Source organism: Nonomuraea sp. 10N515B (genome assembly GCF_052245915.1).
GTDB lineage: Bacteria > Actinomycetota > Actinomycetes > Streptosporangiales > Streptosporangiaceae > Nonomuraea.
The window spans coordinates 218,396-237,931 of the sequence record NZ_JBQQBQ010000007.1; the positions used below are offsets into that span (position 1 = coordinate 218,396).

The window sequence follows — 19,536 nt, forward strand, 5'->3', positions numbered from 1 at the left end:
CGTCACCGCGCGAGCGAGGCGATCGGCATGGTCACGATCATGGTGAGGCCGCCTCCCGGGGTTTCGTCGGGGGTGAGGGTCCCGCCCATGGCCTCGGCGAGCCCGCGTGACAGCGCAAGCCCGAGGCCGACCCCGGAATGCGGATCGCGGTCGCCGAGCCGCTGGAACGGCTGGAAGACCCGCTGGTGGGCCTCGGGCGGGATGCCCGGGCCGCGGTCGACGACGCGGATCTCCACCACGTCGTCGTGCCGGCTGGCGCTGATCAGCGCCCTCTGGCCGGGCGGGCTGAAGCGTGCGGCGTTGCTCATGAGGTTGACCAGGACGCGCTCGAGCAGCGCCGGGTCGGCGACGATCTCCGGGAGGTCAAAGGGGACGTCGCCGTCGACGCGGTCGCGGAGCGGGCCGAGGTCGTCGATGGCGCGGGGGATGATCTCGTCCAGGGCGGTGGGCTGGAGGGACAGGCCGAGCACGCCGGCCTGCAGGCGGCTCATGTCGAGGAGGTTCTCCACCAGCCGGTCGAGCCGGTCAAGGGATTCGTCGGCGGTTTCCAGCAGTTCCTCGCGGTCCTCGGCGGTCCAGGTGATGTCGCGGCTGCGCAGGCTCTCGACGGCGGCCTTGGCGGCCGCCAGCGGGGTGCGCAGGTCATGGCTGACGGCGGCGAGCAGCGCGGTGCGCATCTTGTCGGCTTCGGCCAGGGGTTTGGCCTGGTCGGCCTCCTGCTGGAGGCGTTCCTGGCGGAGCGCGACGGCGGCTTCGGCGGCGAAGGCCTCCAGCACCCGCCGGTCGCTGGCGTCCAGCAGCCGGCCGCGGGCGGCGAGCACGAGCCGGTCGTCGATGGCGACGTCGGTGTCGGCCGTGGCGGGGGCGGTGCAGGGGGCGGCGCCGGAGGTGGCGATGATGCGCCAGGCGGCGGGTTCGGAGGTGTCGTCGGGGGTGGGCTCGCCGAGGCGTTCGAGCAGCGTGACGGACTCCAGGGCGAACGTCTCACGCAGGCGGCTGAGCAGCGTGGGCAGCGCCGCCTCGCCGCGCAGCACGTGCCCGGCCAGCGTGGACAGCGCCTCGGCGTCGGCGCGCGCCCGCGCCGCCTCCCTGGTACGCCGTGCCGCCAGGTCGACGATCGTGCTGACCGCGGCGGCGACCAGCACGAACACGATCAACGCCAGCAGGTTCTCCGGGTCGGCGATGGTGAGCTGTCCGACCGGCGGGGTGAAGAACCAGTTGAGCAGGAGCGAGCCGGCCACCGCCGCGCTGATCGCCGGCCAGGTGCCGCCGATCAGCGCGACGGCGATGACCAGGCACAGGAACACCAGGATCTCGCTGGGCAGCGAGATCACGTCGCGGAACGGGGCGAGCGCGGCGGTCAGCAGCGGCAGCCCCATAGCCGCGGTCGCCCAGCCGGTCAGCCGGCGTTTTCTCGTGAGCGCCGCCCGGGAGCGTTCGGGGCGGCGGCCCTTCTTGGCCTCCTCATGAGTGACCAGGTGCACGTCGATGGGGCCGGACAGGGCGGTGGTCTCCACGCCCACCCCACGGGAGAGGATCTGCGCGAAGCGGCCGCGCCGGGAAGCGCCGAGGACGAGCTGGGTGGCGTTGACGCCGCGGGCGAAGTCGAGCAGCGCCCGCGGGACGTCGTCGCCGACCACCTGGTGATAGCTGCCGCCCATGCTCTCCACGAGCGAGCGCTGGCGGGCCAGACTGGCCGGGTCGCCACCGGCCAGTCCGTCGGCGCTGGTGACGTGGACGGCCAGCAGGTCGGCGCCCTTGGTGCGGGCGGCGATGCGGGCGGCCCGGCGGACGAGGGTGTCGCCTTCCGGACCGCCGGTCAGCGCGACGACGACGCGCTCGCGCGCCTCCCACGTGCCCGCGATGCCGTGCTCGGCCCGGTAGCGGTCGAGCTGGTCGTCGACCTTGCCCGCGACCCACAGCAGGGCCAGCTCGCGCAGCGCGGTGAGGTTGCCGACCCGGAAGTAGTTCGACAGCGCCGCGTCGACCTTCTCGGGGCCGTAGACGTTGCCGTGCGCCATGCGGCGGCGCAGCGCCTCGGGGGACATGTCGACCAGCTCGATCTGGTTCGCCCGCCGCACCACCTCATCCGGCACGGTCTCGCGCTGCGGGATGCCGGTGATCTGCTGGACGACGTCGTTGACGGACTCCAGATGCTGGACGTTCACGGTGGAGATCACATCGATGCCGGCGTCCAGGATCTCCTCGATGTCCTGCCAGCGCTTGGCGTTCTTCGAGCCGGGCACGTTGGTGTGCGCCAGCTCGTCCACCAGCGCCACCTTCGGCTTGCGCGCGATGACGGCATCGGTGTCGAGCTCGGTGAAGGTCGCTCCCCGGTAGGTCAGCGTCTCGCGGGGGATGATCTCCATGTCCTCCAGCAGGGCGGCCGTGCGGGGGCGGCCGTGGGTCTCGACGAACCCCACGACCACGTCCCGGCCGCGCTCCAGGCCACGGCGGCCCTCGCAGAGCATCGCGTAGGTCTTGCCCACCCCGGGGGCCGCCCCGAGGTAGACCCGCAGGCGGCCCCTTCTCATGAGCGGTCCAGCGCCAGGTTGAGCTCCAGCACGTTGACGGCGGGCTCGCCCATGAAGCCGAGGGCGCGGGCCGTGGTGTGCTCGGCGATCAGCGCCTTCACCCGCTCCAGCGGTAGCCTGCGCTCCTTGGCCACGCGCGGCGCCTGGAGCTCGGCGTAGGCGGAGGAGATGTGCGGGTCCAGGCCGGAGCCGCTGGCCGTGACCGCGTCCGCCGGCACCTGCACCGTGGTCACGTTTCCGCGGATCGGCACGGTCCTGCCGGCCGCGTAGTCCGCGCCGGGCTGGGCGCACTCCACCTTCAGCCCCTGGTAGGTGGCGATGAAGGGGGCGGCGGGGCAGGCCTGGTTGACGCTGACGGCGTGGTCGGGGAAGACCTTGAGCACCGCGCCGACCCCGTCCGGGGTGCAGTACGGGCGGGCGCCGCTGACGCCCTCCAGCTCGCCGACCGCCTTGGAGCGGGCGCAGACCTGGGTGAGCAGCGACTGCTTGCCTTCCTTGGCGGCCTCATCGGCGCCGCCGGGGTCCGGCAGCGTGTCGATGATGTCCTCGGGGCCGAGGTTGCTGGCCGCGGTGGAGGTCAGGTCGTAGCCGTCGCCGGCGGCCGACGGGCGGGACTGGAAGTACGTCCTGACCGGGTTGCCGCCGGCGTCGGTGAACGACTGGCCGACGATCGCGCTGCCGACGGTCTTGCCGTCCTTTTCCACCAGCGAGCCGTTGGCCTTGCCGGTGAACAGCGCCTGAGCCACCCCGGTGGCCAGGAGCGGGTAGATGACGCCGGTGACCATCGTGAGCACGAGCAGCGCCCGTAGCGCGGCCAGGTGCTGGCGGACCCAGCTGGGCATGCGGTTCATTTATGACATCCCCGGAAGGAACTGGATCAGCAGGTCGATGATTTTGATGCCGATGAACGGGACGATGATCCCGCCCAGGCCGTAGACGTACAGGTTGCGCGACAGCAGCTTGGAGGCGCTGGAGGGCCGGTAGCGCACCCCGCGCAGGGCGAGCGGGATCAGCGCGATGATCACCAGCGCGTTGAAGATCACCGCCGACAGGACCGCGGACTGCGGGCTGGCCAGGCGCATGATGTTGAGCGCGTCCAGGCCCGGATAGACCGCCGCGAACATCGCCGGGATGATCGCGAAGTATTTGGCGATGTCGTTGGCGATGGAGAACGTCGTCAGCGCGCCCCGGGTGATGAGCAGCTGTTTGCCGATCTCGACGATCTCGATCAGCTTGGTCGGGTTGGAGTCCAGGTCGACCATGTTCCCGGCTTCCTTGGCGGCGCTGGTGCCGGTGTTCATGGCCACGCCGACGTCGGATTGGGCCAGGGCGGGGGCGTCGTTGGTGCCGTCGCCGGTCATCGCGACCAGGCGGCCGCCCTCCTGCTCCTTCCTGATGAGCGCGAGCTTGTCCTCGGGCGTGGCCTCGGCCAGGAAGTCGTCCACCCCCGCCTCGTCGGCGATGGCCTTGGCGGTCAGCGGGTTGTCACCGGTGATCATGACGGTGCGGATGCCCATGCGGCGCATCTCGTCGAAGCGTTCCCGCATGCCCGCCTTGACCACGTCCTTGAGGTGGATGACGCCCAGGACATGCGCGACGCCGTCCTTGATCTCGCCGACCACCAGCGGCGTGCCGCCGGAGCCGGAGATGCCGTCGACCAGGTGGCCGACCTCGTCGGTGGGGTGGCCGCCGTGATCGCGTACCCACTTCATCACCGCGGTCGCGGCGCCCTTGCGGACCTTGCGGCCGGCGGCGCCCGAGTCCGGCGCAGTATGCGATGCGCCCGAGTCCGGCGCAGTACCCAACGCGCCCGAGTCCGGCGCCAAGTCGACACCCGACATGCGGGTCTGCGCGGTGAAGGGCACCCACGCGGCATGCGCCAGCTCGCCCGGCCGGCGTTCGCGCAGCCCGTGCGCCTGCTTGGCGTAGACGACGATGGAGCGGCCCTCGGGTGTCTCGTCGGCCAGGCTGGACAGCTGCGCGGCCTCGGCGAGCGCGGCCTGGCTCACGCCGTTCACGGGGACGAACTCGCTCGCCTGCCGGTTGCCCAGGGTGATCGTGCCGGTCTTGTCCAGCAGTAACGTGGACACGTCCCCGGCGGCCTCGACCGCGCGGCCGGACATGGCCAGCACGTTGCGTTGCACCAGGCGGTCCATGCCGGCGATGCCGATGGCCGACAGCAGCGCCCCGATCGTGGTCGGGATCAGGCAGACGATCAGCGACACCAGCACGATCCCGGTGACACCGTCGCCGGTCAGGGCGAGCGAGTCCGGCACGCCCGGGTTGATGGACTTGGAGAAGATCGCCAGCGGCTGCATCGTCGCGGTGGCCACCAGGAAGATGATGGTCAGCGCGGCGAGCAGGATGTTGAGCGCGATCTCGTTCGGCGTCCTCTGCCGATTCGCGCCCTCCACCAGGGCGATCATCCGGTCCACGAAGCTCTCGCCGGGCTTCTGGGTGATCTGCACGATGATCTTGTCGGAGAGCACCTTGGTGCCGCTGGTCACCGCGGACCGGTCGCCGCCGGACTCGCGGATCACGGGGGCGGACTCGCCGGTGATGGCCGACTCGTCCACGCTCGCGATGCCGTCGATGACGTCGCCGTCCCCGGGGATGATCTCCCCGGCCTCGACGATCACGACATCGCCCTGCTGGAGCTCCGGTGCGCCGACCACGTCCCACTCACGCGACGTCGGGCTCTTCAGCCGGCGGGCGGTGGTCTCCCGCTTGGCCGCACGCAGCGTGGCGGCCTGCGCCTTGCCGCGGCCCTCGGCCACGGCCTCGGCCAGGTTCGCGAACACCACGGTCAGCCACAGCCACACCACGATCGCCCAGGCGAACCACGACGGGTCACCGATCGCCAGCAGGGTGGTGAACACCGCGCCGATCTCCACGATGAACATCACCGGGTTACGCCACATGGTCACCGGGTTGAGCTTCTTCAGCGCGTCCGGCAGCGACTTGATCATCTGCTTGGGGTCGAGCAGCCCGCCGCCGACCTTCCCGCCCTGGCCGGACGGGGTACGGCCCGGTGCCTTCAGTGTCTGGGTGGACATGTTCTAGTGGATTCCTTCTGCGAGCGGTCCGAGCGCCAGCGCCGGGAGGAACGTGAGCGCCACCAGGATGATCGTCACGCCGACCACCATGCCGACGAACTGCGGCCGGTGGGTGGGCAGGGTGCCGGCGGAGGCGGGCACCGGCGCCTGCTGGGCCAGCGAACCGGCCAGCGCCAGCACCAGCACGATCGGCACGAACCGGCCGAAGGCCATGCACAGCCCGAGCGTGGTGTTGTGGAAGGCGGTGTTGACGCTGACGCCGGCGAACGCCGAGCCGTTGTTGTTGGAGGCGCTGGTGTAGGCGTACAGGATCTCCGACAGGCCGTGCGGGCCGCTGTTCAGCATCGCCGAGCGGCCGACCTCGGTGGCCATCGCCACCGCCGTGCCGATCAGCACCAGCATCGGGGTGATGAGGAAGTACAGCGAGGCGAGCTTGATCTCGCGGGCGCCGATCTTCTTGCCCAGGTATTCGGGGGTGCGACCGACCATCAGGCCCGCCACGAACACCGTGATCACGGCCAGGATCAGCATGCCGTACAAGCCGGCGCCGACCCCGCCGGGCGCGACCTCGCCGAGCAGCATGTTGAAGATCAGCATGCCGCCGCCGAGCGCGGTGTAGGAGTCGTGGAAGGAGTTCACCGAGCCGGTGCTCGTCAGCGTGGTGGAGCTGGCGAACATGGCCGAGTTCGAGGTGCCGAAGCGTGTTTCGCGGCCTTCCATCGCCGCCCCGATGGCCTGGGGCACGGTGCCGCCGGCGGACAGTTCGGCCCACTGGGTCGCGCCGATGCTGATGATGGCGATGATGGCCATCACGCTCACGATCGCGTACCCCTGCCGGTTGTCGCCCACCATGCGGCCGAACGTGCGCGGCAGGCTGAACGCGATCACCAGGAGCAGGAAGATCTCCACCCAGTTCGTCCACGACGTGGGGTTCTCGAACGGGTGGGCCGAGTTGACGTTGAAGATGCCGCCGCCGTTCGTGCCCAGGTCCTTGATCGCCTCCTGCGACGCGACCGCGCCCGGTGTGAACGTCTGCTCGCCGCCGGTCAGCGTCGACCACACATGGTGGTCACCGAGGGTCTGGATCGCTCCACCTGCCACCAGCGCCAGCGCCGCCACGAAGGAGATCGGCAGCAGGATGCGGACAGTGCCGCGGACCAGGTCGACCCAGAAGTTGCCCAGCGTGTCGGTCTTGCTGCGGGCGAACCCGCGGACCAGGGCGATGGCCACCGCCATGCCGACGGCGGAGGAGACGAAGTTCTGCACGGCCAGACCCGCGGTCTGCACCAGGTGCCCCATCGTCGACTCGCCCGAATAGGCCTGCCAGTTGGTGTTGGTGACGAAGCTGACCGCGGTGTTCCAGGCCAGCGCCGGCTCCACCGGCTCCATGCCCAGGGACAGGAACAGATGGCTCTGCAGCCGCTGCAGGCCGTACAGGAACAGGATCGAGATCACCGAGAACGCCAGCACGCTCCGCGCGTAGACGCCCCAGCGCTGCTCGCTGCCGGGCTGCACGCCGACCAGGCGGTAGGTCACCCGTTCGACGGCGTTATGCCTGGTGGCGGTGTAGACGCGGTACATGTAGTCGCCCAGCGGCCTGTAACACACGGCCAGGGCCACCAGCAGGGACGCGATGAACAGGATTCCGGCCAAGGCAGGGGACATCAGAACCGTTCCGGGAACAGTAGCGCCGCCACCATGAAGACCACCAGGCCGGTGACCACGACCAGACCTGCGGCATTGACAGCGCTCACAGGCCCTCCACCGCCTTGACGACCAGCCCCAAGACCACGAAAATCGCGATGGTCAGGGCCACGAAGATGACGTCGGTCATCCCCACTCCTCAACTCCGGGACATGATGATGTGCCGCCCGAACAGGCGGCCTCGAGGCAAGCAAATCCCGAGAGTTAGGCGGTTTTGCCGTTCTTGACGGCTTTCATACGGCCGCAACCTGAATATTGACGCGCTCTCTACGCCCCGCTCCGCGAGCGCCGCAGAGCCGGGCCCGGCCGCGGGCAGCGACCCATCCCGCGGCCGGGCGGCCGTCACCCGGCCATCGGTCAGGACCGCCGGATCGCGGCGACGTCGAACTCCAGCGTTACCTTCTGGCTGACCAGGACCCCGGTGGCGGCGTTCCAGTTCACGCCCCAGTCCATGCGGTTGATCGTGACGCTGCCCTGGAAGCCGACCCGGAAGGCGCCCCGCGGATCGTTCGCGGCGAGGGTCAGCTCGAAGTCCACGGTGACGGGCTTGGTCACGCCGCGGATGGTCAGGTCACCGGTGACCTTGAAGGCGGTGCCGTCGACCTGCCTCACCTGTGTCGAGGTGAAGGTGATGGCCGGGTGGTCGTCGGTGTCCAGGAACGTGCTGCGCAACTGGTCGTCGCGCTGCCGGTTGCGGGTCTGGAGGCTCTTCGCCTGGATCGTGAGCCGGGCGCTCGACTTCGACGGGTCGTCGCCGTCCAGGCGTGCGCTGCCCTCGAACTCCTCGAACTGCCCGCGCACCCTCGTGGCCATCGTGTGCCTGGCGACGAACCCGATCCGCGTGTGGGCGGTGTCGAGGAGGTAGTCCCCGGTCAGCTCGCCGAGCTCGGTCGTGGTCGTCATGCTTCGCGCACCGGACCCGGCGCCGAGCCGGCCAGCGGAGTGGCGTCGAGGTATCTGACCTCATACACGCGCTCCGCGAACTTCCAGCCGTCCGAGGTGCGCTGGTAGCGGTCGTGGTAAATGGCGTAGTTCAGGTTGGAGCGTCCGTCGTGCATGCGTCCGAACTCCGCGGTGTAGGCACGGCCGACCGCCGTGTCGCCCTCAAGCCGGATCGTGCCCGGGTGCACGGTTTGCACAAAGAACTCCCAGAGACCCTGCAGCCGCTCGATCGCGGCGCGGATCTCCTCCCGGCTGACGAACTCGACATTGATGTGGGGCATCCGCCACGCGCCGTCCTGGGTGAACAGCGCCGCGAAACGGTCGTAGTCGCGCATCATTCCCGCGTCGGTGAACTCGCCGCGCAGCGCCTCGATCTCGACGCGGTCCACGATGGTCTGTATGTCGCTCATGGGCTTTGATCTGTCTCCTTGTCACATCAAAGGGATCAGAGGGGTCACCCATACGACACCTAGCGACGGAGGAACGTGACCGATGACCGAGTCCGACTGGCTGACGGAGGGCTTCGAGAAGAACCGGACCCGCCTGAGGGCGGTGGCCTACCGGATGCTCGGCTCGTTCGCCGAGGCCGACGACGCCGTCCAGGAAGCCTGGCTGCGCGCCAGCCGGTCAGACACCGGCGCCGCCGACAACGTCGCCGCCTGGCTGACCACCATCGTCGCCCGAGTGTGCCTGAACGTGCTGCGCTCGCGCAGAACGCGGCGTGAGGAGCCCATGGGCGTGCACGTGCCCGACCCGGTCATCAGCCGTCTGGACGGGACGAACCCCGAGGAGGAGGCGCTGCTGGCCGACTCGGTCGGGCTCGCGCTGCTCGTGGTGCTCGAAACACTGACCCCCGCCGAGCGGCTGGCGTTCGTCCTGCACGACATGTTCGACCTGCCCTTCGACGAGATCGCCCCCATGGTGGGCCGTTCTCCGGCCACGGCGAGGCAGCTCGCCAGCAGGGCCCGGCGCCGGGTGCGAGGAGCCGACCTCCACACTCCCGACCCCGATGTCGCCCGTCAGCGGGAAGTGGTCGACGCCTTCTACGCCGCGGCGCGCGGCGGCGACCTCGACGCGCTCGTCGCGGTCCTCGACCCGGATGTCGTGCTGAGGTCCGACGGGGGGACGGCGCGTCCGGATGCTTCCGTGGTGGTCCACGGCGCGGCGGGCGTCGCCCGTCAAGTGCTCAGGTTCCACCAGCCCTCCGCAGTGGCGCGGCCGGCACTGGTGAACGGGGCCGTGGGGGTGGTCCTGACCATGGGCGGGCAGCCGTTCGCGGTCATCGGGTTCACCGTCTCGCGCGGCAAGATCGTGGGAATCGACGCGGTCGCCGACCCCGAGCGCCTCCTCCGGCTCGACCTGGCCGTCCTTGATGACTGACGGCGCCGGCTCACCCCCAGCTGATGCGCTCCTCCAGCAGCGCCTGCTGGGCCGGGTTGGCGGTCAGCTCCAGCGCCCGCGCGTCGGCCTGCCGCGCCTCCTGCCGCCGTCCCAGATCCCGCAGCAGCTCGGCCAGCGTGGCGTGGAACAGCGGGTAGTGCGCCAGTGCCCGGCCGAGCTCCTGCAGCTCGGCCAGGGCCGCCTCCGCTCCCTTGGCGTAGCGCAGCGCGATCGCCCGGTGCAACCGGGCGACAGGCGACGGGGCGAGATACAGCAGCATGTCGTACAACATCACGATTTGCGGCCAGTCGGTGTCGGCGAAGCTGCCGGCCTCGGCATGACAGGCCACGATCGCCGCCTGCACCTGGTAAGGCCCCGGCCGGTGGTACGTGCGCGCGGTCCTGGTCAGCAGCGCGGTCGCCTCCTCGATGGCCTGGCGATCCCACAACGAGCGATCCTGGTCGGCCAGCAGCACCAGGCGGCCCGCGGCGTCGAAGCGGGCCGCCCCGCGCGCCCGGTGCAGCCGGATCAACGCCAGCAGCCCGGCCGCCTCAGGCTCCTTCGGCATCAGGTTCGCCAGCAGCGCGGCCAGCCATTCGGCGTCCTCGACCAGGTTGCGAGCATGCGCCCGCTCGCCGGTGCTGGACAGGTAGCCCTCGTTGAACAGCAGGTAGATGACGGCCAGCACCTCGCTCAGCCGTTCCGGCAGATCCTCCTCGGCCGGCACCCGGTACGGGATCCCGGCCTCGCCGATCTTCCGCTTGGCCCGCGTGATGCGCTGCGCCACCGTGGTCTCGGGAATCACGAACGCCGCCGCGATCTGGGCGGTGCTCAGCCCGCACACCACTCGCAACGTCAGCGCGATCTGCGCGGTGCGGGACAGCGCGGGGTGGCAGCAGGTGAAGACCAGCCGCAGCCGGTCGTCAGGGACGGCGGGCTCCGGCCAGGTGACCTGGGTGAGCTTGGCCCGGTAGTTCGTCTCGCGGCGCAGCACGTCCAGGCCGCGCCGCCGGGCCACGGTGAACAGCCAGGCGTCCGGCCGCTCCGGCACGCCCTCGACCGGCCAGCGCCGCAGCGCCGTCTCGACCGCGTCCTGCACCAGGTCCTCGGCGGCGGAGAAATCGCCCAGCAGCGACACCAAGGACGCGGCCAGCCGGCCCGCGTGCTCACGCACCACGCGGGCCAGCACGTCCGCGCTCGCCTGCTCGTTCACCTGGTCGTTCACGTGCTCATTCACGTGCTCACTCACTGGGCCGGACGGATCTCCACGATGGGGCAGGCGGGCCACGAGCGGGCCAGCTTCAGCGCCTCGTCCAGGTCGGCCACCTCGACCTCGGCGAACCCGCTGACCACCTCCTTGCCCTCCACGAACGGCCCGTCGGTGACGACCGGCTCACCCTCGCCCAGCCGCACCGTGGTCGCGGTGTGGATCGGATGCAGGTGCGTATGATGCGTGATCTTGTCGGCGTTCTCGGCGAACCAGCGGCCCACCGCCTCATACGCCGCCTCCCGCTCCAGCTCGCCCATCGCCTCGAGCTCCTTGGCGAACGTCTCGGTCTCGACGAACATCAGCACGTATTTCACTGAGCGACCTCCCTGCCGTCAGCTTGCCGGGAGCGCGGCGTACAGGTCCACGCCGTTGCCGTCCGGATCGGCCACCGTGGCGTACCGCATGCCCCAGAACGCGTCGAACGGCTCCTTGATGCCCCGGTACCCCGCCTCGACCAGCTCAGCGTACGTGGCGTCCACCCCGGCGGGGGAGTCGAACTCGAAGCACAGCAGCGTGCGCGGCCCACCTTGCGGCGCGGTCCAGCCGGGCAGGAACGGGGTGCGGAACGGCTCGGTGTCGAGCATGACGTGCAGCCCGCCGGGCAGATCGCAGCCGGCATGCTCGGACGTGTGCGGGTCGAGCTTGAACTCCAGCCCGAGACGTGCGTAGAAGGCGATCGAGGCGTCCATGTCGGAGACCACGATGTCGATGGTGTTGAGTGTCGGCTTCATGATGTCGCTCCCTTTCCCGGGCCGGCGTCGGCCCTACACCAGTAAGACGATCGGCGACCAGGCCGATACGACACCCGCCAGGCAGTCCGTCAAAATGGCGAAGAAATGGCCAGGACTGTCCCGCTGGCCAGGCCGAGCAGGAGTGACAGGGCAGCGGCCGCCACGGCGATCCGTGCCGCGCCGGGCCGGATCTCGGCGGGCCCGTCACCCGGCCGGAAGAGCGGAAGGATCCACCGGAGGTAATAGAAGACGCTGGCCACCGTGTTGACCACGGCGACTGCGGCCAGCCATGCGTACCCCCCGTCCCACGCCGCGGCGAAGACGAGGAGCTTGGCCACGAAGACCGCCGTCGGCGGGGTGCCGACGAGGCCGAGCAGGCAGACCACCAGGGCGAGCGCCAGCGGGGGCGAGCGGCGGCTCAGGCCGGTGTAGTCCGCCAGGCGGTCGCGTCCGACGGCCACCACGACCGCGAAGGCGCCGATGTTGGTGATCGCGTAGGCGGCGACGTAGAAGAGCAGGGCGGGCCGGGCCAGGTCGCTCTGCCCCGCGACGACGGCGGGCAGCAGCAGGTATCCCGCCTGGCTGATCGTCGAGTACGCGAGCAGCCTGCGGACGTTGTCCTGGTAGAAGGCGGCCAGGTTGCCCAGCGTCATGGTGGCGACCGCGATCAGCGCGACGACCGGCCGCCACGTCCCGCCGAACACCTCGGTGGCCAGCCGGTACAGGCCGACGAACGCCCCGATCTTGGGCACGGTCGTGATGAACGTGGCCACGACCGCCGGCGATCCCTCGGTGGCGTCCGGCACCCAGAAGTGGGCGGGGACCGCGCCGACCTTGAACAGCACGCCGGCCAGCAGGAGCAGCACCGCGCAGCCGGCGGCGGCCGGAGGCGCGTCGGACAGCGATCGATACGCGGTCGTACCCGAAAGGCCGTACGCCAGCGTGACGCCGGCGAGCATGAGCACGCCCAGGAAGGCGCCCATCAGGTAGTACTTGAGCGCGGCCTCGGTGCCGTGGGCGTCCTTGGCGAACCCGGCCAGCGCGTACGCGGGGATGCTCGCCAGCAGATACGCGGCGACGAAGACGAGCAGATCGCTCGCCCCGGCCAGCACGATCGCGCCCAGCGCCGCGAGCAGCAGCAGGACGTAGACCTCGGTTTCCCGGCTGTCGGCGCGGGCCCAGCCGGCGGCGAGCACGACGATGAGCAGGGCCGCGCCCGCCACCGTCAGCCGGGTCACGTTCGTCGGCAGGTCCACCGCGAAGGCCTCGAACGCCATCACGTCCTGCCGGGTCGTCGCGACGGCGCCGGCCACCATCGCGCCCGCCAGCGCCACCCCGCACATCCACGCGACGACCCGCTGTCGCCCCCGCGGCACGAACAGCCCCACGAGCAGCCCGGCCACCGCCCCCGCCAGGATCAGCAGCTCGGGCAGCAGGTCGAGCGGGTTCTCCGCCATCCCGGTCATCGGCTCACCAGCGACACCAGCAGGGCCGACGCCGGCTCGATGAGGCCGAGCAACCATCGGGGGGCGATGCCGATGATCAGGGACAGCAGCAGCAAGGGCGCCATGGCGGCGAGCTCGCCCGGCCGTACGTCGATCATGCGGCCGGTGAGCTCGCCGGGCGGGCCCAGGAAGGCCCGATGGAGGACCCTCAGGAACAGGGCGGCGGTGATGAGGATGCCGGCGATGCTGAGCGCGCCCGCCAGGACCGCGCCCGCCCCGATCACCCCGGTGAAGATCTGGAACTCCGCGATGAAGCCGGACAGTCCCGGCAGCCCGAGCGAGGCGAAGGCGGCGACCGCGGTCAGTGCCGTGAAGATCGGCGCGCTGGCGGCGATCCCGCCGAAGCGGCCGAGGTCGTAGCTGCGTGCCCGGTCCCACAGCACGCCGGTCAGCAGGAACAGCGCGCCGGTGATCAGGCCGTGGCTGACCATCTGGGTGACCGCGCCGCTCACGGCGAGCTCCCTGGCCCGCGGGTCGCCCGCCGCCAGGCCCGCGGCGCCGAGGGCGAGGATGATGTAGCCCATGTGGTTGACCGAGGTGTAGGCGATCAGCCGCTTGAGATTCTCCTGGGCGAGCGCGACCAGGGCGCCGTAGAGCACACTGACCACGCCGACGACGATGATCACCCAGGCGTACGTGCGCCACGCGTCCGGCAGCATCGGCATCGCGATCCTCGCGAAGCCGTACGTGCCCATCTTCAGCAGCACGCCCGCCAGGATCGCCGAGCCGGCGGCGGGCGCGTCGGTGTGGGCGGGCGGCAACCAGGTGTGCACGGGCACCGCCGGCGTCTTGACTGCCAGCCCGGCGCCGATCGCCAGCAGCACCAGCGCGCTCGCCGCCGGGGGAGTGCGGGTCAGCTCGACCATGTCGAACGTCCCGCCGGCCAGGAACAGGCCGATGAAGCCGAGCAACAGCACCAGCGAGCCGAGGAAGGTGTAGAGGAAGAACTTCAGCGCCGACCGGGCGCGGTCACCGTGCCCCCAGCCGACGATCACGAAGTACATGCCGACGATCGACAGGTCGAAGAAGACGAAGAACAGCAGCAGGTCGAGCGCGGCGAACACGCCGATCGAGACCGTCTGCAGGAACAGGAAGAGCGCGGCGTAGGACCGGACCCGCTCGCTCGCGCGCATCGAGTAGATCGCACAGACCAGGAACAGCAGCGCGGTCATCGCGATGAGCGGCAGCGACAGGCCGTCCACGCCGACGTGGTAACCCGCGCCCATGGACGGGATCCACCGCAGGCGCGTCTCATAGGCGATGCCGCCGTCGTAGCCGAGCCACATGACCACGACGAGCGCCAGGTCCAGGGCGGCGGCGCCGATCCAGATCCACGGGACCGCCCGCGTGCCGAGCCGCGGCAGGGCCAGCAGGGTCGCCGCCAGAAGGGGGAGGAAGATCACGACGGAGAGCACGCTCACCTCACCAGCACGATGACCAGGGCGAGCAGGACGAACACCACCGCCGCCTGGGCGAAGTAGGTGTGGACCTGCCCGGTCTGGGGGCGACGGGCCAGCGTGCCGAGCCTGGCCGCGCCCGCGACGATGCCGGCCACCACGCCGTCCACTCCGGTCTCGAAGGGCCTCCTGGTCACGCGGGCCGCGGCCATCCCCAGGCGGGGCACGGCACGTGCGGCGCCGTCGATGACCCGGTCGTCGAACCACGCCGCGGCCTTGGCGGCCGATTCCAGCGGCCGCCACACCAAGGTGACCGCCGCCTGTTCCAGGCGCAGCCAACCCGCCCATGCGTCCCGGCCTGGGACTTTCGCGTGGCGGGGCCGTACCGCCACCATGGTCAGCACCACGGCGGCGGCCAGGCCGCCCGACGACGCCAGCTCACCGGCGCCGGGGGCCGGTGCGGCCGGCTCGCCCACCAGCCGGGACCAGCCATCGAACACCCCGGGCAGCCCGACGACCCCGAACGCGGCGGCGACGGCGGCGAGCACCGGCAACGGGATCAACTCGGGAAGACGCACGCGGCGCCGTTCGACCTCACCCGGCCGCCAGACGGCGACCACGGCCTTCGCCGCGTACGCCGCGGCCAGCAACGCGCCGCCGAGCGAGACGACGTACAGCGCGGGTGAGTGCACCGCGGCGAGCACGGCGTCCTTGGTGACCCACAGGGACAGGGGCGGCACCCCGGCCAGCGCCAGGCCGCCGACCCCGAAGGTGATCCCGACCAGGCGGTAGCGGCGGGCGGCGCCGCGGAGCTCGGTCAGGTCCTTGGTGCCCAGAGCCGTCAACCAGGCGCCCGCCCCGAGGAACAGCAGGCTCTTGACCGCGGCGTGCGCGACCAGGTGCGCCGTCCCGCCCGCCACGGCCGCCACCCCCGCCCCCAGCACCATGAATCCGATCTGGGCGCAGGTCGACGCGGCGAGCAGTTGCTTGAGGTCCCGCTGCGCCACCGCCACGCCGCCCAGCAGGAGCGCGGTCAGCGCGCCCGCCCAGGCCACCAGGGTGGCCGCCCAGCCGGTCGCGGCCAGCAACGGCTGCGCCCGCAGCAGCAGGTACGCCCCGGCCGCGACCATGGTCGCCGAGTGCAGCAACGCCGAGACCGGACTGGGGCCGGCCATGGCGCGGGAGAGCCAGAAGGAGAAGGGCAGCTGGGCCGACTTCCCGAGCGCGGCCGCGACGAGCCCGGCGGCGATCAGATCACGCCACGAGGACGCGGCCAGGCCGCTCAGGGCCAGTCCCTGGCCGCCGAGCATGGCGCTGCCGGCCGCCAGGTAGAGCCCCAGGTCGCCGGCGCGGGTGGTGATGAACGCGATGCTCGCCGAGCGGACCCGGTCCGGGTCCTGCCACCAGAAGCCGATCAGCGCGTACGACATCGCGCCCATGACCTCCCACGCCATGAGCAGCAGGACGAGGTCCGTCGCGATGACGGTCAGCAGCATGGCGCCGACGAAGATCAGCATGAGGCCGAAGAAGCGGGCCTCGCGCATCTCGCCCGCGGCGAACACCAGCACGGCCAGCGACACCGCCGCCACCGTGACCACCATGACGGCCGACAGGCCGTCGACCGCCGCCCCCGACTCGATCCCGGCGAACAGCACGGTGCGAGCCGAGGGCCGCGTCGTGGCGGCGGACACCGCGAGGACGAGCGTCACGGCCGCCACCACCGTGGCCACCACCGCGGGGCGCCACCGCACCAGCAGGAGCAGCCCGCCGGAGACGATCGGCAGCCCGGGCAGCGACCACAGGAGCGCGCTCATCCCTTCAGGTCCCCGGCCTCATCGGTCATGTCGACGTCGCGAGCGCGGAAGAGCGCGGTGACCACGGCGAAGCCCATCGCCATTTCCAGCGCCATCACGGTCACCGCGACCAGCACCAGCACCTGGCCGTCCGCGGAGCCGGGCGCCAGGAAGTACCAGAAGGCGCCGCCCGCCGCGATCAAGCCGTTGATCATGAGCTCCAGGCCCATCATCAGCATGACGATCGATTGCTGGGACAGCACGCCGTACAGGCCCACGGCGAAGAGCGCCGCGGCCAGGAGCAGGAACGCCTCGAGCGTCACGACCCCTCCTCGCTGCTGTACCGTCCCCGGTGCGTGGCCAGCACCACACCGGCGATCATCGTGGCCAGGATCGCGGCCCCGATGACCATCATCACCAGCATCTTCGGGCCCATGATGGCCATCCCGAGCTGCTGCGTCGGGTCCGCCGGCGCTGTCCCCCGGCGCTCCGGCCACCGGGTGAGGAGCGCCCCGGCCGCCAGCAGCACGAAAACGGTCCCGGCGATGACGGCGGCGCCCGTGGTGTTGTGCACCATCTTCATCGGCATGAGCCCAGCCGGGTTCATCATGTACATGATCATGAAGACGACCATGACCAGCATCTCCATGACCATCATGAGGATGATCAGCGCACCGAGATAGCGCAGGTCGATCAGCAGGAACGTCATCCCGACGGCCAGCAGCGACGCCAGCAGGGCGAACGTCGCCCGTGCCATCGAGTCGACGACGAACACCGTGACCCCGGCGGCCACGGCGATGACGGCGAGAATCCAGAAGGCGACGGCCATCACAACACCACGATTCCGACGATCAGCAGTTGCACGAGCATGACGGGGATCAGGACGACCCAGGACGCCGTCATGAAGCGGTCCATCCTGACCGCGGGGAACCGGTGCCGCGCCCCTATCAGCACGGCCAGCACTGCCGCGGTCTTGAGCGCCGTCCACAGCCAGTCGGGTAGCCAAGGCCCGGCGCCCCCGCCGAGAAAAAGGGGTACGGCCGCCGCCGCGACGACGGTGAGCAGGGCGTAGCGGCCGGTCTCGAACAGCAGCCGATCGGCGCCTGCCAGCTCGGCCGTCACCCCTCCGGCGAGGTCCTGGCCCAGCGGCTGGCTCATCGGCCCCCAGAACGCGATCGCCAGCGCGGAGATCAGGTAGACGCCGAAGGCCGCGGGCATCCAGACGGCGAACCACAGACCCTGCTGGGCCGCCACCACGTCGGTCATCCGCAGCGAGCCCGCACCCAGCGCGACGGTGATGAGCGCGAACATGTGCGGCAACTCGTACGCCAGGCCCTGGGCGATGAACCGGTAGCCGCCGACCAGCGGGTGGATCGCGTTGACGCCCCAGCCGGTGAGCCAGAGCGAGCCCCAGACGCACACCTCCATCGCGTTGAACCACACGACGCCGACGTCCAGGTCGAGCAGCGGGACGTCGCCCAGCGGCAGCACGATCCCCGCCAGGACGGCGGCGGCGAGCAGACTGACCACGCCGATCCGCATGAGCAGGGTGTCCGGCAGCAGGGTGCGCCGTCGCTGCTGCACGAGCAGCCGCGCGACTCGGCTGAGCGGGCGCCCGGTGTCGAAGGCCGCGGCGGCGACGGTGAACGCGCCCAGGGCGACGGGGTAGGCGACCAGTGTCCAGACGGGCGTGAGCTCAGGCATGGAGCACCTGCTCGACGTCGGGATCCAGGCTCGCGACGAGCAGCCGGGCCGCGGCGAGCTCCGCACCGGCCAGCAGATCGGGCAGCGCGCCCAGAAGGCCCGCCGATGGCCGCTCGCTCACCGGCCCGCGCGGGCCTTGATCGTCAGTGACGGGCGAGCCGTCCTCCAGGGCGTCGAGCGCCATCCGGGTCCGGGTCAGCCATCCTTGGACGCGCTGCCACACGTCGGAGCTGGGGCCGCCCACGTCGCGGAGCATCCACCGGAGGACCCACGACCCGCCGACGCGGCCGGCGAACCGGTTGAACCCGGGCCCCAGCTCAGCTGGGGAGGCTCCCGCCAGGGCGCGGTCGCGTAGCCGTCTCGCCCGTGCCGCTTCGGCCGGCCATCCCGCCACGGCCAGCAGCCGGCCCAGGCTGTCGAGGTGGGAGGCGGCCATGCGTCTGTCCGCCTCGCCCCGGACGATCCGCTCGCCCCGCATGGCCGCCAGCCACGGCCCGTCCCAGAACGATCCCTCGCCGCCCTGGGGCCTCCCGTCGGCGACCTTGACCATGGCCTGCTGGATCACGTCGCCCTGCACCGTGGTCTCCACGATGAGCCCGCAGGGCCAATCGGTGAGAACGGGCCCGAGCGGCAGGTGAAGCCGGTCGAGCTTCAGGCCGTCCCGGTCCTCGGCCCGCTCGGCCATCGTGAGCCCGTCATGGGCCGGCTCCGGCCGCCAGGGCTGAGTGAGTCGTCCGGCTGCGTCCCGCCGCTGCGCCTGCGCATCGGCCAGCCTGGCCGTCGCCTCGTCCAAGGCCTGGGCCACGCGTGCGGGATCCGACACCGACGGCAGCTCGACGAGTGCCCGCGGACTGGGCAGGTCAGCCCATATCCGCTGTACGGCCCGGTTCAGATCGGGCCCCGGGTCACCGCAGACCACGAGCGTGTCGGCCTCGGCCGCCGTCCGGGCAGTCACCCAGCCACGCCTGGCGAGCTCGGCCTCGACGTGGAGCCGTGTTCGGGTGCCGTACGGAACGGCCACGACCAGCGGGCGGGCGGCCTGGGCGGCTTCGCGCATGAGCCACTCGGTCAAACCCACCGGAACGCGCCCTCCCGCCACGCGTAGATCACGCCGACCATGAGCAGGCCGAGGAAGATGAACATCTCCACCACCGCGACCGCCCCCACCTCGGCGACGACGAGCGCCCACGGATACATGAAGACCATCTCCATATCGAAGGCGAGGAACACCAGCGTCACCGCGTACCAGCGCACGTGGAAGCGCGACAGCGCGTGCTCGTGAGGGCGTGCGCCCGACAGGAACGGCCCGACCTCGGCGATGCCGGAGGGGGCGATGAGCCGGGCCAGTAGATAGACGCTGAGCACGCCGGCGAGCACCAGGCTCAGCAGACCCATCACCGCCGCCCATGGCGCCATGATCGTTCTCCTGACATAGCTACTACGATCCGTAGTTCCCCTATGCACCACCATCAACCGGTGGGGGAGATTCCGCCAGGTCCTTGCGCGTGCGGCAGGCCGAG

At 71.0% G+C, this 19,536-nt stretch carries 19 protein-coding genes; 1 reads left to right on the top strand and 18 read right to left on the bottom strand.

The window, feature by feature from the left end; translation table 11 throughout:
- Window positions 1-2 precede the first annotated feature (2 nt).
- From ACTWQA_RS12950 to ACTWQA_RS12980, 7 genes are all read right to left on the bottom strand, one after another.
- Window positions 3-2,534 (bottom strand): DUF4118 domain-containing protein, encoded by a 2,532-nt coding sequence (locus tag ACTWQA_RS12950; protein ID WP_443159469.1) that lies wholly within the window; start codon window positions 2,532-2,534, stop codon window positions 3-5.
- Window positions 2,531-3,385, bottom strand: a complete 855-nt coding sequence (locus ACTWQA_RS12955; RefSeq protein ID WP_443159470.1) for a potassium-transporting ATPase subunit C — start codon at window positions 3,383-3,385, stop codon at window positions 2,531-2,533. The genes ACTWQA_RS12950 and ACTWQA_RS12955 overlap by 4 nt, the downstream gene beginning before the upstream one ends.
- Complete coding sequence (gene kdpB, locus ACTWQA_RS12960) at window positions 3,386-5,590, bottom strand: potassium-transporting ATPase subunit KdpB (protein WP_443159471.1); 2,205 nt, start codon at window positions 5,588-5,590, stop codon at window positions 3,386-3,388. It lies immediately after the preceding gene.
- Between the two features lie 3 nt (window positions 5,591-5,593).
- Window positions 5,594-7,255, bottom strand: a complete 1,662-nt coding sequence (gene kdpA, locus ACTWQA_RS12965; RefSeq protein WP_443159472.1) for a potassium-transporting ATPase subunit KdpA — start codon at window positions 7,253-7,255, stop codon at window positions 5,594-5,596.
- Window positions 7,255-7,344 carry a K(+)-transporting ATPase subunit F gene (kdpF, locus tag ACTWQA_RS12970; RefSeq protein ID WP_305923456.1) on the bottom strand — a complete coding sequence of 30 codons (90 nt, stop codon included), beginning with the start codon at window positions 7,342-7,344 and terminating at the stop codon, window positions 7,255-7,257. The genes kdpA and kdpF overlap by 1 nt, the downstream gene beginning before the upstream one ends.
- Before the next feature lie 307 nt (window positions 7,345-7,651).
- Window positions 7,652-8,197 (bottom strand): YceI family protein, encoded by a 546-nt coding sequence (locus ACTWQA_RS12975; protein ID WP_443159473.1) that lies wholly within the window; start codon window positions 8,195-8,197, stop codon window positions 7,652-7,654.
- Entirely contained in the window at window positions 8,194-8,646 is a 453-nt protein-coding gene (locus tag ACTWQA_RS12980) for a nuclear transport factor 2 family protein (RefSeq protein WP_443159474.1), read from the bottom strand. Before ACTWQA_RS12980 ends, ACTWQA_RS12975 begins: the two co-directional genes overlap by 4 nt.
- A gap of 82 nt (window positions 8,647-8,728) precedes the next feature.
- Here ACTWQA_RS12980 and sigJ point away from each other — a divergent pair, with 82 nt between their 5' ends.
- Window positions 8,729-9,616 carry an RNA polymerase sigma factor SigJ gene (gene sigJ, locus ACTWQA_RS12985; RefSeq protein WP_443159475.1) on the top strand — a complete coding sequence of 296 codons (888 nt, stop codon included), beginning with the start codon at window positions 8,729-8,731 and terminating at the stop codon, window positions 9,614-9,616.
- Between the two features lie 10 nt (window positions 9,617-9,626).
- Here the strand turns inward: sigJ and ACTWQA_RS12990 are convergent, their stop codons facing one another.
- The 11 genes from ACTWQA_RS12990 to ACTWQA_RS13040 form a co-directional block, all read right to left on the bottom strand.
- Window positions 9,627-10,853, bottom strand: a complete 1,227-nt coding sequence (locus ACTWQA_RS12990) for an RNA polymerase sigma factor (protein WP_443159476.1) — start codon at window positions 10,851-10,853, stop codon at window positions 9,627-9,629.
- An 8-nt stretch (window positions 10,854-10,861) separates the two neighbouring features.
- Window positions 10,862-11,200, bottom strand: a complete 339-nt coding sequence (locus tag ACTWQA_RS12995) for a YciI family protein (RefSeq protein WP_443159477.1) — start codon at window positions 11,198-11,200, stop codon at window positions 10,862-10,864.
- Window positions 11,201-11,218: 18 nt separating this feature from the next.
- Window positions 11,219-11,617 carry a VOC family protein gene (locus ACTWQA_RS13000; RefSeq protein ID WP_305923462.1) on the bottom strand — a complete coding sequence of 133 codons (399 nt, stop codon included), beginning with the start codon at window positions 11,615-11,617 and terminating at the stop codon, window positions 11,219-11,221.
- 89 nt (window positions 11,618-11,706) lie between these two features.
- Complete coding sequence (locus tag ACTWQA_RS13005) at window positions 11,707-13,083, bottom strand: NADH-quinone oxidoreductase subunit N (protein WP_443159478.1); 1,377 nt, start codon at window positions 13,081-13,083, stop codon at window positions 11,707-11,709.
- Complete coding sequence (locus tag ACTWQA_RS13010) at window positions 13,080-14,543, bottom strand: complex I subunit 4 family protein (protein WP_443159479.1); 1,464 nt, start codon at window positions 14,541-14,543, stop codon at window positions 13,080-13,082. The genes ACTWQA_RS13005 and ACTWQA_RS13010 overlap by 4 nt, the downstream gene beginning before the upstream one ends.
- Window positions 14,540-16,333 carry an NADH-quinone oxidoreductase subunit 5 family protein gene (locus ACTWQA_RS13015; protein WP_443159480.1) on the bottom strand — a complete coding sequence of 598 codons (1,794 nt, stop codon included), beginning with the start codon at window positions 16,331-16,333 and terminating at the stop codon, window positions 14,540-14,542. Before ACTWQA_RS13015 ends, ACTWQA_RS13010 begins: the two co-directional genes overlap by 4 nt.
- The gene (gene nuoK, locus ACTWQA_RS13020; RefSeq protein ID WP_305923466.1) at window positions 16,330-16,635 is read right to left on the bottom strand and encodes an NADH-quinone oxidoreductase subunit NuoK; all 306 of its coding nucleotides are present in this window, start codon (window positions 16,633-16,635) and stop codon (window positions 16,330-16,332) included. Before nuoK ends, ACTWQA_RS13015 begins: the two co-directional genes overlap by 4 nt.
- Complete coding sequence (locus tag ACTWQA_RS13025) at window positions 16,632-17,141, bottom strand: NADH-quinone oxidoreductase subunit J family protein (RefSeq protein WP_443159481.1); 510 nt, start codon at window positions 17,139-17,141, stop codon at window positions 16,632-16,634. The genes nuoK and ACTWQA_RS13025 overlap by 4 nt, the downstream gene beginning before the upstream one ends.
- A complete protein-coding gene (locus ACTWQA_RS13030) occupies window positions 17,141-18,016 on the bottom strand; it encodes a complex I subunit 1 family protein (RefSeq protein WP_443159482.1) in 876 nt (291 codons plus the stop codon). The genes ACTWQA_RS13025 and ACTWQA_RS13030 overlap by 1 nt, the downstream gene beginning before the upstream one ends.
- A complete protein-coding gene (locus tag ACTWQA_RS13035; RefSeq protein ID WP_443159483.1) occupies window positions 18,009-19,094 on the bottom strand; it encodes a hypothetical protein in 1,086 nt (361 codons plus the stop codon). The genes ACTWQA_RS13030 and ACTWQA_RS13035 overlap by 8 nt, the downstream gene beginning before the upstream one ends.
- The gene (locus ACTWQA_RS13040; protein ID WP_443159484.1) at window positions 19,085-19,432 is read right to left on the bottom strand and encodes an NADH-quinone oxidoreductase subunit A; all 348 of its coding nucleotides are present in this window, start codon (window positions 19,430-19,432) and stop codon (window positions 19,085-19,087) included. Before ACTWQA_RS13040 ends, ACTWQA_RS13035 begins: the two co-directional genes overlap by 10 nt.
- Window positions 19,433-19,536: the final 104 nt, after the last annotated feature.

What these genes read in the sequence shown, in the direction of transcription:
- ACTWQA_RS12955 (WP_443159470.1), bottom strand. Translation starts at nt 3,385, where the DNA reads ATGAACCGCATGCCCAGCTGGGTCCGCCAGCACCTGGCCGCGCTACGG.
- ACTWQA_RS13015 (WP_443159480.1), bottom strand. Translation starts at nt 16,333, where the DNA reads ATGAGCGCGCTCCTGTGGTCGCTGCCCGGGCTGCCGATCGTCTCCGGC.
- ACTWQA_RS13030 (WP_443159482.1), bottom strand. Translation starts at nt 18,016, where the DNA reads ATGCCTGAGCTCACGCCCGTCTGGACACTGGTCGCCTACCCCGTCGCC.
- ACTWQA_RS13000 (WP_305923462.1), bottom strand. Translation starts at nt 11,617, where the DNA reads ATGAAGCCGACACTCAACACCATCGACATCGTGGTCTCCGACATGGAC.
- ACTWQA_RS12950 (WP_443159469.1), bottom strand. Translation starts at nt 2,534, where the DNA reads ATGAGAAGGGGCCGCCTGCGGGTCTACCTCGGGGCGGCCCCCGGGGTG.
- kdpB (WP_443159471.1), bottom strand. Translation starts at nt 5,590, where the DNA reads ATGTCCACCCAGACACTGAAGGCACCGGGCCGTACCCCGTCCGGCCAG.
- ACTWQA_RS13025 (WP_443159481.1), bottom strand. Translation starts at nt 17,141, where the DNA reads ATGGCCGTCGCCTTCTGGATTCTCGCCGTCATCGCCGTGGCCGCCGGG.
- sigJ (WP_443159475.1), top strand. Translation starts at nt 8,729, where the DNA reads ATGACCGAGTCCGACTGGCTGACGGAGGGCTTCGAGAAGAACCGGACC.
- ACTWQA_RS12975 (WP_443159473.1), bottom strand. Translation starts at nt 8,197, where the DNA reads ATGACGACCACGACCGAGCTCGGCGAGCTGACCGGGGACTACCTCCTC.
- kdpA (WP_443159472.1), bottom strand. Translation starts at nt 7,255, where the DNA reads ATGTCCCCTGCCTTGGCCGGAATCCTGTTCATCGCGTCCCTGCTGGTG.
- ACTWQA_RS13005 (WP_443159478.1), bottom strand. Translation starts at nt 13,083, where the DNA reads ATGACCGGGATGGCGGAGAACCCGCTCGACCTGCTGCCCGAGCTGCTG.
- ACTWQA_RS12980 (WP_443159474.1), bottom strand. Translation starts at nt 8,646, where the DNA reads ATGAGCGACATACAGACCATCGTGGACCGCGTCGAGATCGAGGCGCTG.
- ACTWQA_RS13040 (WP_443159484.1), bottom strand. Translation starts at nt 19,432, where the DNA reads ATGGCGCCATGGGCGGCGGTGATGGGTCTGCTGAGCCTGGTGCTCGCC.